Here is a 14,715-nt window from a genome sequence, read left to right as displayed (position 1 = left end):
CGCTCGACTTGCATGTGTTAGGCCTGCCGCCAGCGTTCAATCTGAGCCATGATCAAACTCTTCAATTAAAGTTTTTTTGCTTCTTCCACCTTACAAGTAAGGTGTAATCAGCGGCTCAACGAATTCTGTGATTTGTTTCCACTTTAAAAAGTGAAATCAAACTTTTTCATATTGCTATGAACACTCATTCATTAAGTAATTTTTTGATTGCCTCGTGAGAGGCAATTTCGAATAACTTAATCTCTGTGAGTGTCCACACAGATTTGCTTGTCATATTGTTAAAGAGCGTGCCAATTCTATTAAGGCAAAAGCCTTTCAAATGGCGCCTTAGACGCTTAGGTCGTTTGGCTGAGGAGGCGTATTCTACACTCTCCAGTGGCGGCGTCAAGCGCTTATTTTAAGAAGTTTTTCAAGCGATGATTTCTTAATCACTCTCGTGAAAAGAAGCAAAACCCGAAGCTCTTAAAGCGATTGTCACCTGAGATTAATTTCCGTAGAAGTTAATCTCTCTAACGCTGTGTGCTTGGCTAGTTGCCTGCTTCACCGTGTCAGTGGGGTCGCATTATAGGGAGATTCGAAAAGAGCGCAAGTGCTTTTTTCGAAAATAAACGCCTTTTTTTAATGTTTTAATTTAAGCACAACTTAGCCACTAGTTACCCTCAGACTTATCCACAAAACTTGCTTTCAGCGACGCTTTTATCGCCAGCACCAAATTAAAGTTAAGCTATTTCTACACGGTATTAATGTTACTGTGGTTGGATTGCACCACTCGTTTATCTTCTTACTGTCTTCTTACTCGCTTCTTACTAGCCTATCTTCATATATACATAACTTATGTAGCAAGGCGCTATTTGGGTTAAGAGCCAGACTTAGGAAACTAATAAATTAACCCACTATCCTTTTTCATTGGTAATAAAAAAGGGCGACTCAATGAGTCACCCTTTTCTTGAGTATTGTTTTGCTATTCTAGCTAAGCTTGCCGTGGCATTGCTTGTACTTCTTACCAGAACCACATGGGCAAGGATCATTGCGACCAACTTTCTCGCCATCGCGAACTGTTGGTTGGGTAGCAGCCAATGCAGCACTTTCTTCTGCGCCCACTATAGCTTCAGCTTGTGCATGTTGATAATCACGACGGATCTTGGCATCTTCTTGGCGACGACGCTCTTCCATCTCTTCAACATCTGATTGTGCCTGTACTTGTACTTTAGACAGGATGCTAATCACATCGTGCTTTAGTGATTCAAGCATCTGCTGGAACAACTCAAACGATTCACGCTTATATTCTTGCTTTGGATTCTTTTGTGCATAACCACGCAAGTGAATACCTTGACGCAGGTGATCCATTGCAGAAAGGTGCTCTTTCCACAAACCATCAAGCGTTTGCAGCATGACCGCCTTTTCGAATTGACGTAGAACTTGCTCGCCTACCATCTCTTCTTTTGCTTTATATGCATTAACCCAAGTATCAACAATACGCTCACGCAAGGTTTCTTCATGCAAGTCATCTTCTTTATCCAACCATTCTTGAATTGGCAGACTCATTGCGTATTCTTGCTGTAGGCGTTTCTCTAACCCTTCAACATCCCAAAGCTCTTCAACAGACTGACGCGGAATATATTGATCGATGAGGCCGTTAACCACATCTGCTTGGATATTTGTGATCGTTTCCTGAATACTTTCAGCATCCATCAACTCATTTCGTTGAGCATAAACAACCTGACGCTGGTCATTAGCAACATCATCAAATTCAAGTAACTGCTTACGGATATCAAAGTTACGTGCTTCTACTTTACGTTGTGCATTTTCGATAGCGCGTGACACCCATGGATGCTCAATCGCTTCACCCTCTTCCATTCCAAGTTTCTTCATCATTGAAGATACGCGGTCAGAAGCAAAGATACGCATTAAGCTATCTTCCATAGATAGATAGAAACGAGATGAACCAGCATCACCCTGACGACCAGAACGACCACGTAGCTGGTTATCGATACGGCGAGACTCGTGACGTTCAGTACCTAGAATATGTAGACCACCGGCTTCAACAACTTCATCATGACGAACTTTCCAGTCAGCTTTAATCTTAGCTTTCTGCTCGTCAGTTGCGTTAGCTAGCGCATCAATTTCCATGTTCCAGTTGCCGCCCAACACGATATCGGTACCACGACCGGCCATGTTAGTTGCCACTGTTACCGCACCAATTCGACCAGCTTGAGCAACAATATCAGCTTCACGCTCGTGGAACTTAGCATTCAAAATCTCATGCGGGATCTTTTGTTTCTTAAGTAAGCTGTGTAACAGTTCTGATTGTTCAATCGATACTGTACCGACCAATACTGGTTGTCCACGCTCACGGCAGCCAACGATATCTTTTACGATTGCAGCATACTTTTCGTCAGCTGTCAGATAAACCAAATCAGGGTTATCTTGACGAACCATTGGACGGTTAGTCGGAACAACCACTGTATCAAGTCCGTAGATGTGTTGGAATTCGAATGCTTCAGTATCGGCAGTACCCGTCATACCCGCTAACTTTTCGTACTGGCGGAAGAAGTTCTGGAAAGTGATTGAGGCTAATGTTTGGTTTTCATTTTGAATATGAACCCCTTCTTTAGCTTCTACCGCTTGATGCAAACCTTCAGACCAACGACGACCAGGCATAGTACGGCCAGTATGTTCATCAACAATAACCACTTCGTTATCTTGAACAATATAGTCTACGTCTTTTTCAAATAAGGTATGGGCACGTAGTGCTGCATTTACATGATGTAATAAAGAGATATTAGCAGCAGAATAAAGCGAGTCGCCTTCGGCTAGCATGCCACGCTCAGTTAGCAGTACTTCAACTTTCTCTTGACCACGTTCGGTCATGTGCACTTGCTTCGACTTCTCATCAACTGAGTAATCACCTTCACCCACATACTCTTCAGTATCTTCTTTATCTTGCGCGATAAGATTGGGGATCAGTGTATTGATCTTGATGTATAGCTCTGAGCTATCTTCAGCCGCACCAGAAATAATTAGCGGCGTACGTGCTTCATCAATAAGAATCGAGTCGACTTCATCGATTAGTGCATAGTGAAGTGGACGTTGAACGCGCTCACTTGGCGAGAATGCCATGTTGTCACGTAGGTAATCAAAACCGAATTCGTTGTTAGTACCGTAAGTAATATCTGCATCATAGGCAGCTTTCTTTTCTACTTGCCCAAGACCCGCAACGTTAATACCAACGGTTAAACCAAGGAATTCGAAAAGAGGACGGTTGTTTTCAGCGTCTCGACCCGCAAGGTAATCGTTCACCGTGATGACGTGTACACCTTTGCCCGTTAGACCATTAAGGTAGGCTGGCAGAGTTGCCGTCAGTGTTTTACCTTCACCGGTACGCATTTCTGCAATACGGTTACTATCCAGGATCATGCCACCAATAAGCTGCACATCGAAGTGACGCATATCAAATACACGCTTCGAGGCTTCACGTACTGTCGCGAATGCTTCAGGTAATACGCCTTCTAATGTTTCACCGCCGTCTAAACGCTCGCGGAAGTGGGCCGTTTTTGCTTTTAAATCTTCATCAGATAGCTTTTCGTACTCAGCCTCTAGTGCGTTAATTTTATTAACGACTTTACCAAATGCTTTAAGTGTACGATCGTTGCGACTACCAAATACTTTTGTCAGTAATTTACCAAACATCTGAACCACTTCTATGTTGTTGGCCAAGTCCCTTTGAGAGCCTGAAAGCCTATTTTATGATTAACCTGCCTTGCGGTAGACATACTTTTGCGGATCGATCTGCTGTCCACCACGCAACACTTCATAGTGTACATGAGGCCCAGTTGAGCGCCCAGTACTTCCCATCACAGCGATTTTATCGCCTTTAGCGACCACATCGCCCACAGTTACTGACAAAGCTTTATTGTGACCATAACGAGTGCTTAGACCATTTCCATGATCAATTTCGACTAACTCACCATAACCAAACATCTTGTCCGCCCATGTAACTACGCCACCTGCTGTCGCGATTACATCGACGCCCTCTTTTCCAGCAAAGTCGATACCTTTATGCATCGTTCTTTTACCGTTAAAAGGATCATTACGTAAACCATAGGGCGAGGATAACCAACCTTTCTGGATTGGTCGCCCAGATATATAACGCTCTTCATCTATATGGAGATTAGATGCTACTGTTTCAAGTAGTGATAACTGAACATTATTATTATCTATTCGAGACACCAACTTATCCATATCTGCGATAAGCTGATCGAGTTCGATGTTAGTACCCAACTCACTGATACCACCAACACCGACTTCTGAAGAGAAATCAAATTGATCTTCTAATTGATTATTGAGAGCAACTTGCTGACCCAGTGCTTCTAAGCGCGTGAGTTTAGCTTGCATACGAGCAACGTGGGCAACCAACATCGAAAGTTGAGTCTCTGTCGCACTCTTTAGCGCGACTAACTCATCTTTTTGTTCTTCACGAGCCATACGCTCGCCGTCGACATTAGCTTGTTGCTGTGTAAGTTGCTTGGCATTGTGCTGATAAAGACCCGTACCTGCTGCGATGAGCAAAATAGGCAATAGCAGCCAACGCTTTCCTGGTTGCCAGCGTGTGGCACCATTTCGACCTTGAATAAAAACTGTTACACTCATAGCCTAATTAAGCCATTTTATTATCATATGAAAAAGCCCCCACAGGATCTCAGTCAGTTACTACATCAGCAAGGCACAATGCCTAACTTAGCTGAAAAGGCAGAACTGTTATTACACTTAGATCGCTACGTGAAACAAGTGCTAACTGGTCCAGTGACAGAGCAACTAAAGGTTGCCAATTTACGCCAAGGGATCTTGGTTATTGAAACAACTACGGCTGCTTGGGCGGCAAGAATTAACTTCCAAAAACCCAAAATATTACAACAGCTGCAAGCCGAAACGCTACCCATGCTTACCGCAATCGAGGTTAAAGTCAACCCAAGCTTGTTAATGTATGAAACAAAACCCAAGGTCGCTCACAACCTAATTAGTGAAAATGCCGCCGCTCATATTGAAGCGTTAGCTGAACATACTGAGGGGACATTAGCGGTAAAACTAAAACGGCTGGCTGCATTAGCCAGCCGTTCAAGGCAATCTTAATTCGCGATTAAGCGAATACAGCACCCGCGGGTACCGAGAAGCTGACTGGTGCGTCGGCTTCTTTTTCAAAACTGACAATTTCCCAAGCGTCCTGCTGTGCAAGCATGGCACGTACTAACTGATTGTTAAGTGCGTGGCCAGTTTTGTATGCACAGAACTCACCAACAATAGCGTGACCCGCTACATATAGATCACCAAAAGCGTCAAGAATCTTATGCTTAACGAACTCGTCCTCATAACGCAGGCCATCGGGGTTGAGGACGCGATATTCGTCAAGAACAACAGCATTTTCCATGCTGCCACCTAGTGCAAGATTATTCGCTCTTAGGTACTCAATATCGCGCATAAAACCAAAGGTTCTTGCACGGCTGATATCTTTCACAAAAGCAGACGATGAAAAATCCATAACCATATGCTGCTGACTACGCGCGATCTCTGGGTGGTTAAAGTCAATTGCGAAATCGACTCTGAAGCCTTTAAAAGGTTTCAACTCTGCCCACTTATCACCGTCTTCAACACGGATAGGTTTAGTGATTTTGATGTATTTTTTAGCGGCGTTTTGCTCTTGAATACCTACAGACTGAAGTAGGAAAACAAAAGGACTCGCACTGCCATCCATAATTGGAATTTCAGGCGCGTCAACTTCGATAACTGCGTTATCAATACCTAGTCCGGCTAGCGCTGCAAATAGATGCTCAATTGTTGAGATACGAACACCATCATCATTTACCAAGGCAGTACACATAGTCGTTTCACGAACTTGATCGGCAACAGCTGGTATTTCAACTGCAGGCGACAAGTCGGTACGAACTAGCTTAATACCGGTATTGATGGGCGCGGGTTTAATGATCAACGTAACCTTGTTGCCGGAATGCAATCCAACACCAGTCGTTTTAACCATTTCTTTTACAGTTCTTTGAAAAATCATGTATTTACCCGTTCATTATCTCAACAAAAAAGCGCTAACCGCACACTTTTCAGTCGTGTGCAGGCTATGCTGGTCGGATATCTTAGCATATCTTTGCAAATTCACCAAAACTCACTCAGCTTTAGGACAATAGTTTAGTATTGCCTCATACTTCTTAACTATTTATTAACACTAAGATTAATCAGCTTGCTTACGCAAAAATGCTGGGATATCTAAGTAGTCAAGATCGCTCTTTTTTTCAGCCACTGGTGTTGCTACTTGAGGCTGAGTTGCAGCTGCAGTATTACCGTGTGACATCGTTGGAGCGATAGCGTCTTCTGCTGCAAAGCTCTCTACACGAGGCTCAGCTGGAACAATCGGCTCTGGACGTGGGGCAGGCTTAGATACTAGCTGGATATCCGGCTTCTTTTCTGCGCCAATACCCGTAGCAACAACCGTTACGCGTAGCTCATCAGACATTTCAGGGTCGATTACCGCGCCCACAACAACAGTTGCGTTATCAGAAGCATAAGCCTTAACGTGGTTACCCACAGTCTCGAACTCTTCAATGCTCATATCCATACCCGCAGTGATGTTAACTAATACGCCACGCGCACCAGCTAGATCAATATCTTCAAGTAATGGACTTGCAACAGCCGCTTCTGCAGCTTCTTCAGCACGATCTTCACCGCTTGCTACACCGGTACCCATCATGGCATTACCCATTTCAGACATAACCGTTTTTACGTCGGCGAAATCGACGTTGATTAGACCTGGGCGAGTAATTAGCTCGGCAATACCTTGAACCGCGCCAAGTAACACGTTGTTAGCTGCAGCGAATGCATCTAATAAAGACGTACCACGACCTAACACTTTAAGTAACTTTTCATTTGGAATGGTAATTAGCGAGTCAACATGCTTAGCAAGCTGCTCAATACCTTGATCCGCGTAGGTCATACGCTTCTTGCCTTCGAATGGGAAAGGCTTGGTTACAACAGCAACAGTAAGAATACCTTCTTCACGTGCAATTTCTGCAACTACTGGTGCAGCACCAGTACCGGTACCACCGCCCATACCCGCAGCGATAAAGATCATGTCTGAACCTTTAATCGCATTACGAATGTTTTCTCTGTCTTCTTCTGCCGCTAAACGACCGATTTCAGGGTTGGCGCCAGCGCCTAAACCTTTGGTCACATCGCGACCCAATTGAATTGTGGTCGTTGCAGCAGACTTACGCAATGCTTGTGCGTCAGTATTTGTTGCTACAAACTCAACACCTTCGATGTTGTGTTTAACCATATGCTCAACAGCGTTACCGCCGCCACCACCGACACCGATGACCTTAATCACCGCTTCGTCTGAATGACTATCCATGATCTCAAACATGGTCTTTTCTCCGTTATGCCTGCGTTATTAACTAAAACTCGCCTTTAAACCAGCTCTGAACCCGATTCCAAAGACTGGTAACCCCTTGTCGTTCAGGACGTTCGAACTGTCGTTCGATCACTCTGCGCGCACCATAGTGAAGCAACCCGACTCCGGTAGAGTAAATAGGCTGATCCACATATTCGTGTAAACCTTTAACTGGCAGCGGCTGTGCCATTCTCACTGGCATACCAAATGTCGCTTCAGCGATATCAACGGCACCTTCAATCGATGCGGTACCACCAGTAATGACAATGCCTGCTGCAACCTGATCTTCTAAGCCGCTATCGCGTAGCTGCTTTAAGATCAATTCAAATAATTCTTGGTATCTAGGTTCAACCACTTCCGCTAACGTGTGACGTGACATGCTACGTGAAGGACGACCACCTACTGAAGGCACCTCGATACTGTCTTCACGGCTCACCATCGCGCTACGAGCGCTAGCGTGCTGCACCTTAATCTGTTCTGCGTGTGACAAAGGTGTACGGAATATCTTAGCGATATCGTTAGTCACCTGATTACCCGCAACGGGCACGACAGCACAGTGACGCAGTGCACCATTGGTATAAACCGCAATATCGGTTGTACCGCCACCAATATCGACCAAGCAAACGCCTAAGTCTTTCTCATCATCAGTCAGTACTGAATCAGCTGAAGCGATGGCTGAAAACACTAAGTCGTCAACTTTTAAACCACAGCGCTCGACACTCTTAGTGATGTTCTTAGCCATGTCATTGGCACAAGTCACGATATGAACCTTGGCTTCCATACGCATACCTGACATGCCAATTGGGCTCTTAATGCCGTCCTGTATATCAATAGCGTATTCTTGAGGCAATACATGCAAGATACGACGCTCAGTTGGAATTTTGACAGAGCGAGCCGTATGGATCACATTGTCGACATCTTCTTGAGTCACTTCTTCGTCGTTAATCGACACCATGCCGTTTTCATTCTGACATTCGATATGTTTGCCAGAAATACTTAAATACACCGATGAGACCTGGCAATCTGCCATTAACTCGGCTTGATCCAGTGCTCTTTGTACGCTGCGGACGATAGAGTCGAGATCGTTTACGCCGCCTTTATCCATCCCCCTTGAAGGATGGTTTCCCAGACCGACAATACTGATCTCACCGTCAGGCAATACTTCACCAATGATCACAGCGACTTTTGATGTCCCTATGTCCAATCCCACAATCAGATTTCTATCTAGATTCTTGGTCATTAATTAACGGCTCTCTTTTTGTGCATCATCCCAACCTACGGCCAAACCTGTGTCGTAGCGCAAATCCACAATAGCTACCTGTTTATCTTGCTCTGCAAGTTTTGGGTAGACGTGGATAAATCTTTGTATCCTTGCCATCTTATCTTCTCGACCGAGCTCCAGCTTAATGCCATTATTTAGCTCAGCGTGCCAAGCATGCCTTGGACTTAAGCTTAAACTTTGTAAGTTAAAGCCATTAATTCTTAATAACTCGCCTACCTGCTGGTAAGTAGTTAGTACCGACTTACCTTGCTCTTCAGGACCCGTCAATATAGGTAAATTAGGTATACCTTCTTTCGCCGGTGCATCAAACACTTCGCCGTAAATATTGAGCCAAGCATCACCATTCCAATGCGCAACTGGTTTTTGTTCAACCAAATATACCTTTAACTTGGCTGGCCACTCGCGCCTAACGGAGGCTTGGTAAACCCAAGGTAATGCTTCGAGGGCTTCTTGCACTTGGGTCACATCAGCCGAAAAGAAACTCCTCTGCATCAAATCCTGCAATGCTAGTTGGATCTCTTTATCGTCTGTATATAAGCGCTCCCCTTTAATCGCTACCGCTTCAATAGGTAGCGCATCAGCATCATTTAGCACGGTATTGAGTTTCATCACTGCCATCGATAAACCAATCAATACGCACAGTAAGAACGCCAAACCAAAACACAGATACCAATCAGCTTGCGAAAGCAAAACTCGAATACGCTGACCTTTCTCGCGCCAAGACACCTTAGGCTTCCTTTTGCAACCGGGAACTCAGAAAATCGGCCATTATATAGCCCTTATTCCAAGCGTCAAAATTAGATGTGTAACTTAAGGTATATAACTCTAAATTACGCATTTTTTTCATCAGTAGTCTCAGTACCAAAACCCAAATTCGATTCGGCAAGGCTACGTGATAACAACCCAATACTGCCAGCCCCTTGGGTCAGCAGTAAATCACCGTCTTGCAATATCTCTGGTAAAACGGTTTCTAGCTGCTCGGTGCTCGCAACAAATACAGGCTCAACCTGACCACGAACACGAATAGAGCGACACAATGCCCGACTGTCAGCCCCCGGAATAGGTGCTTCACCTGCGGCGTATACATCTAACATCAACAGGCAGTCGACTTGTGATAGTACTTCTACAAAGTCCTCATACAAGTCGCGGGTACGACTGTAACGGTGCGGCTGATAGATCATCACCAAGCGGCGTTCAGGCCAACCGAGTCTGGCTGCCTTAATCGTGGCGGCAACTTCACTTGGGTGGTGACCATAGTCATCAACCAATTTAATCTCACCTTTCGCGGTACTAAACTCGCCAATTTGCTGAAAACGACGACCAATGCCTTGAAACTCACCTAAAGCAACAATAATTGCTTCATCTTCGATGTCATCTTCAGTAGCTACGGCAATCGCTGCCAGCGCGTTTAACACGTTGTGCTCGCCTGGCAAGTTAACTGTTAAGCGCACATCTGCTAACCCTGCACGTCTAACCGTGAATGCGCTGCAATAGCCTGTTTGCTCGAAATCTAGCGCCTGCACATCAGCGTCATCGCTAAAACCGTAAGTCACTACACGACGACCAATACGTGGAATAAGCTCTCGTACAATAGGGTCATCGATACAGACTACTGCAACCCCATAAAAAGGCAGGTTATGCAGGAAATCAACGAAGGTTGTTTTAAGCTTTTCTAGATCACCTTCATAGGTATCCATATGGTCAGCTTCGATGTTAGTCACGACACTGACCATCGGCTGCAGATGTAAAAAGCTCGCGTCACTCTCATCAGCTTCAGCAATTAAGTAACGGCTATGACCTAATCGAGCGTTAGTACCTGCGCTATTTAACAAGCCGCCAATCACAAAAGTGGGATCGCGCTCTGCTTGACCATAAACACTTGCGATCAAACTCGTCGTAGTCGTCTTACCGTGAGTTCCGGCAACAGCGACACCATGACGGTAGCGCATCAGCTCAGCTAGCATTTCAGCCCGACGCACCACGGGGATCCTAAGCGCTTTTGCTGCAACCAACTCAGGGTTGTCAGCGCTAATCGCGGTTGAAACAACAACCACGTCTACACCTTTAACTTGGCTTGCATCGTGGCCAATATAGATGGTCGCACCAAGTTGAGCTAATCGCTGAGTGACCGCACTTTCAGCGATATCTGAACCACTTAACTGGTAACCTTCATTAACAAGCACTTCCGCTATGCCGCCCATACCCGCACCACCTATTCCAACAAAATAGATGTGCTTAACCCTACGCATTTCAGGGATCATGGATCTTAGCTGCGAATACTTCTCTGCTTTGTTACTCATCTCAACCCTTCTGTGCTAATCGAATACAGACGTTGGCGACTCTTTGAGTTGCATCTAAAATGGCAACGTCTCGAGCACGCTGGCCCATATTGCATAATTCTTGTTTATCAGATGCCAGCATCGACAATTTAGTCATTAACTTGCTGGTATCGACTATAGGCTGTGGCAGTAAAAATGCTGCCCCAGCGTTAACTAATACTTGGGCATTTTTAGTCTGATGATCATCTACCGCATGTGGGTATGGCACTAGCAAGCTCGGTAAACCGACTGCAGCTAATTCAGATACGGTTAACGCACCAGAGCGACACACCACCACATCAGCCCAGCGATAAGCCGCTTCCATATCATCAATAAACTCAGCAACGCTTACGCTGCCATCTTGGCCTAATCGTTGATATTCGGCTTTAACGCTCGCTAAATTATCACGCCCAACTTGATGCCAAACCGTCATTGAATGGGTTTTACTCACCCCTTCGAGTACACTTGGCATGACATCATTAAAAATCTTTGCTCCCAAACTACCGCCTACAACGAGCACTTTTAGCGAATCATCGTCACAGGCAGGCTTTTGCTTTTCGCCAAGGGCGATAAGCTCTTTGCGGATAGGATTACCGACAGTTTCAGCTTTAATGTCGGTAAAGGTACCGTCAAAGGCACATAGCACCTCAGAGGCGATACGCGACAACAATCTATTGGTCATGCCCGGAATCGCATTCTGTTCATGCAACACCAAAGGTATGCCACACATCTTGGCAGCAACGCCGCCTGGACCGCTAGCAAAGCCGCCCATGCCCATCACCACATCGGGCTTAAACTTTTTAATAACAGCACGCGCTTGCATCACCGAACGTAGGATCTTAAATGGCGCAGCGAGCTTTCGCATCAAGCCATTACCACGCACACCTTTAATATCGATAAAGTCGATATCAAAGCCATGTTGTGGCACTAATCTCGCTTCCATTCGCTCTGCAGTGCCTAACCAACGCACTTTCCAGCCTTGCTGACTCAAATATTTAGCCACCGCTAGCGCAGGAAATACATGGCCGCCAGTTCCGCCAGCCATGATTAAAATGCGTTTTTCTTCAGCTTGGTTAGTCATTAATTCACTCATTGTTTACTTGTCCGGCCTTCAACGGCCTGAATAACACTTAATCGTCTTTCATGGTCTATCCGGATAAGCAACATGGCTGCCGCCGTCATGACCCACAAACTACTACCGCCATAGCTAATAAATGGCAGAGTTAATCCTTTGGTTGGTAACATACCAATACTGGCACCAACGTTTACCACGGTTTGAAAGCAGATCCAGATCCCGATGCCATAAGCAAGATAACCTTCGAATGCTCTTTCTAGTGCTAGACACATACTGCCGAGTTTAATCGCTCGCAGTGCAACAAATAGCAGCACTGCTAATACGGCGATAATGCCGATAAACCCTAACTCTTCGCCAATAACCGCAAAGATAAAGTCAGTGTGCGCCTCAGGCAGATACTCTAACTTTTGAATACTGTTGCCTAAGCCTTGGCCAAACCAATCACCGCGTCCATACGCCATAAGAGATTGAGTCAGCTGATAACCGCTACCGAACGGATCTTGCCACGGGTCGAGGAACGACGTTACTCGGCGCATTCGGTAGGGCTCAAGTAATACCAAGGCCACGAATGCTAATATCCCAGTTAAGATCAATGCGAAGAAGTCCAGTAATCGCGCGCCCGCTAAAAACAGTAACCCGACGGTACCCACAAACAGTACGACCACAGTACCTAAGTCTGGTTGCATCAAAATCAAAAACGCATATACAGCAAAAACAGCAATGGGCTTATAAAAGCCTTTAGCGTTTTCTCTAATCTCCTGGTGGCGTCGTACCAAGTAGCCAGCCATGTAGATGGCAAAGGCAAACTTAGCTATCTCGGCTACCTGAATACGGATTGGCCCTATCGATAACCAGCGGGTTGCTCCATTAACGGTTGTGCCCACAAACAGCACCGCGACCAGCATGACACCAACGACGACCAACAACCACGGACTAAAGTGTTGCCAATGGCGCATCTCTATTTGCAGCACCACCGCCGCAATAATAACGCAACCGACTAAGTAAGCGCCGTGACGCCACACAAAATGAAACGGATTGCCGGTCAAGGTTTGCGCCTCTGGCATAGAAGCTGACATCACCATCACAAAGCCAAAGCAGATAAGTGACAACACCGCAAACATTAACGGCCGATCATATAGCTGCATTCCTGGTGCCGAGGTGTCATTAAACAAATTCGGCAACGACCACTTAAAGCGGTTGCCAAATAAGCTTAACTGCTTCTCGCTACTCGCCATGAAGCGCTTCTACTAAGCTGCGAAATTCATCCCCGCGAGCCATAAAGTTGGGGTACATATCTAAGCTGGCGCATGCTGGTGACAAAATCACGATATCACCTGCTGTCGCTATCTCATGCGCCTTGGCAACAGCCTCTGCCATTGTCTTTACTTTTATTGAGTCCGCTTTTAACGCCGCGACTTTATCGCCATCTTTACCCAACGTGATTAGCTGGCTGACTTTGCCTAGTACTGGTACTAACGGAGAAAAGTCTGCACCTTTACCGTCGCCGCCAGCGATCAAGATCAGTTCACCTAAGTGATCACTTAAGCCCTCGATTGCTGCGACAGTCGCGCCAACATTGGTCGCCTTAGAGTCGTTGACATAAGTCACGCCAGCAATATCAGCAATCACTTCACAGCGATGAGCTAATCCACTGAATGTCTTAGCGACCTCGATTTGAAAATCTCGCCCAATACCTGCTGCAGTTGCTAACGCCATTGCCGCTATGACATTTGCATGGTTATGACTTCCCACAAGCACCACATCGCTAACAGACATAATCTGGCTGTTACCTTGCACGACCATTCCACCTGAAATTCCCCAGTCATCAACTTCTGGCGCATTTAAACCAAAACTTTGCTGATTAGTCGGATTATTCGGAATGGTTAATGGGTCTTCGCGATTAAACAGCACCATTTTGGTTTGTTCATACAGCTTAAGTTTTGCCTGGCGATATGACTCTAGATCGCTGTAACGATCCATATGGTCTTCGCTAATGTTGAGGCAAGTTGCTGCTGTGCACTGCAAACTCTGGGTAGTTTCAAGCTGAAAACTCGATAACTCTAAAATATATAAATCTTTAGGCTTCAGTAGTAGGTCCAAGGCTGGTATACCGATATTACCACCAACAGCGTATGAACAACCGCTGGCTTTAGCCATCTCGCCCACTAAGGTTGTGACCGTGGTTTTACCGTTAGAACCGGTAATACCAATCACTTTAGCAGAGGTTTTGCTCACTTCTCTCGCGAAAAGTTCCACATCACCAATCACCTCAATCCCCATATCGAATGCGACCCTAACTTCTGGGGTTTCGCATGCTATACCAGGACTGATGATGATCTGCTGCGCTTGCACTAAATAGCGACAATCAAATCCACCCGCGACTAACTCTACTTGAGGAAAGTCTGCCGCTAAGGTGTCAGCACCAGGAGGCTGAGTTCGGCTATCCATCACTAAAGGGACAATGCCTTGCGCACACAGGTAACGCACAACAGATAAGCCTGTTGCACCTAAACCTAAAACGATGTGTGAATATTGCTGCGCCATATCAGACCTATGTAATCCTGTTGTTTAAATTAACTGTGCTATCTAA

The 14,715-nt window shown here is 45.6% G+C and carries 11 protein-coding genes and 1 rRNA gene; 1 reads left to right on the top strand and 11 read right to left on the bottom strand.

Annotated elements, in window-relative coordinates; all coding sequences use genetic code 11:
• The 3 genes from ACVBIK_RS15960 to ACVBIK_RS15950 all read right to left on the bottom strand — a co-directional run.
• Window positions 1–68, bottom strand: a 16S ribosomal RNA gene (locus ACVBIK_RS15960); the annotation flags it as partial.
• Window positions 69–966: 898 nt separating this feature from the next.
• Window positions 967–3,690: a preprotein translocase subunit SecA gene (secA, locus tag ACVBIK_RS15955; protein ID WP_447163450.1), complete on the bottom strand. Its 2,724-nt coding sequence runs from the start codon at window positions 3,688–3,690 to the stop codon at window positions 967–969.
• 60 nt (window positions 3,691–3,750) lie between these two features.
• A complete protein-coding gene (locus ACVBIK_RS15950; RefSeq protein WP_447162410.1) occupies window positions 3,751–4,650 on the bottom strand; it encodes a M23 family metallopeptidase in 900 nt (299 codons plus the stop codon).
• A 27-nt stretch (window positions 4,651–4,677) separates the two neighbouring features.
• On the opposite strand from ACVBIK_RS15950, the gene ACVBIK_RS15945 reads away from it, so the two are divergent.
• A complete protein-coding gene (locus ACVBIK_RS15945) occupies window positions 4,678–5,130 on the top strand; it encodes a DUF721 domain-containing protein (protein WP_447162409.1) in 453 nt (150 codons plus the stop codon).
• Between the two features lie 7 nt (window positions 5,131–5,137).
• Here the strand turns inward: ACVBIK_RS15945 and lpxC are convergent, their stop codons facing one another.
• The 8 genes from lpxC to murD all read right to left on the bottom strand — a co-directional run bounded on the left by lpxC (window position 5,138) and on the right by murD (window position 14,669).
• Window positions 5,138–6,058 carry a UDP-3-O-acyl-N-acetylglucosamine deacetylase gene (lpxC, locus tag ACVBIK_RS15940; protein ID WP_447162408.1) on the bottom strand — a complete coding sequence of 307 codons (921 nt, stop codon included), beginning with the start codon at window positions 6,056–6,058 and terminating at the stop codon, window positions 5,138–5,140.
• Window positions 6,059–6,235: 177 nt separating this feature from the next.
• Window positions 6,236–7,423 carry a cell division protein FtsZ gene (ftsZ, locus tag ACVBIK_RS15935; RefSeq protein ID WP_447162407.1) on the bottom strand — a complete coding sequence of 396 codons (1,188 nt, stop codon included), beginning with the start codon at window positions 7,421–7,423 and terminating at the stop codon, window positions 6,236–6,238.
• A gap of 31 nt (window positions 7,424–7,454) precedes the next feature.
• The gene (gene ftsA / locus ACVBIK_RS15930) at window positions 7,455–8,690 is read right to left on the bottom strand and encodes a cell division protein FtsA (protein ID WP_012157000.1); all 1,236 of its coding nucleotides are present in this window, start codon (window positions 8,688–8,690) and stop codon (window positions 7,455–7,457) included.
• Between the two features lie 3 nt (window positions 8,691–8,693).
• Window positions 8,694–9,458, bottom strand: a complete 765-nt coding sequence (locus ACVBIK_RS15925) for a cell division protein FtsQ/DivIB (protein WP_447170067.1) — start codon at window positions 9,456–9,458, stop codon at window positions 8,694–8,696.
• Window positions 9,459–9,562: 104 nt separating this feature from the next.
• Window positions 9,563–11,032, bottom strand: a complete 1,470-nt coding sequence (murC, locus tag ACVBIK_RS15920) for a UDP-N-acetylmuramate--L-alanine ligase (RefSeq protein ID WP_447170066.1) — start codon at window positions 11,030–11,032, stop codon at window positions 9,563–9,565.
• 1 nt (window position 11,033) lies between these two features.
• Entirely contained in the window at window positions 11,034–12,131 is a 1,098-nt protein-coding gene (gene murG, locus ACVBIK_RS15915; protein WP_447163522.1) for an undecaprenyldiphospho-muramoylpentapeptide beta-N-acetylglucosaminyltransferase, read from the bottom strand.
• Window positions 12,132–12,139: 8 nt separating this feature from the next.
• A complete protein-coding gene (gene ftsW, locus ACVBIK_RS15910) occupies window positions 12,140–13,360 on the bottom strand; it encodes a cell division protein FtsW (RefSeq protein ID WP_447162404.1) in 1,221 nt (406 codons plus the stop codon).
• Complete coding sequence (murD, locus tag ACVBIK_RS15905; protein WP_447170065.1) at window positions 13,350–14,669, bottom strand: UDP-N-acetylmuramoyl-L-alanine--D-glutamate ligase; 1,320 nt, start codon at window positions 14,667–14,669, stop codon at window positions 13,350–13,352. Before murD ends, ftsW begins: the two co-directional genes overlap by 11 nt.
• Window positions 14,670–14,715 lie beyond the last annotated feature (46 nt).

The sequence above is a fragment of the Shewanella sp. 125m-1 genome, from assembly GCF_052977065.1.
The sequence above is the reverse complement of the archived record's forward strand: the minus strand, read 5'-3'. Positions and strand labels throughout refer to the sequence as shown.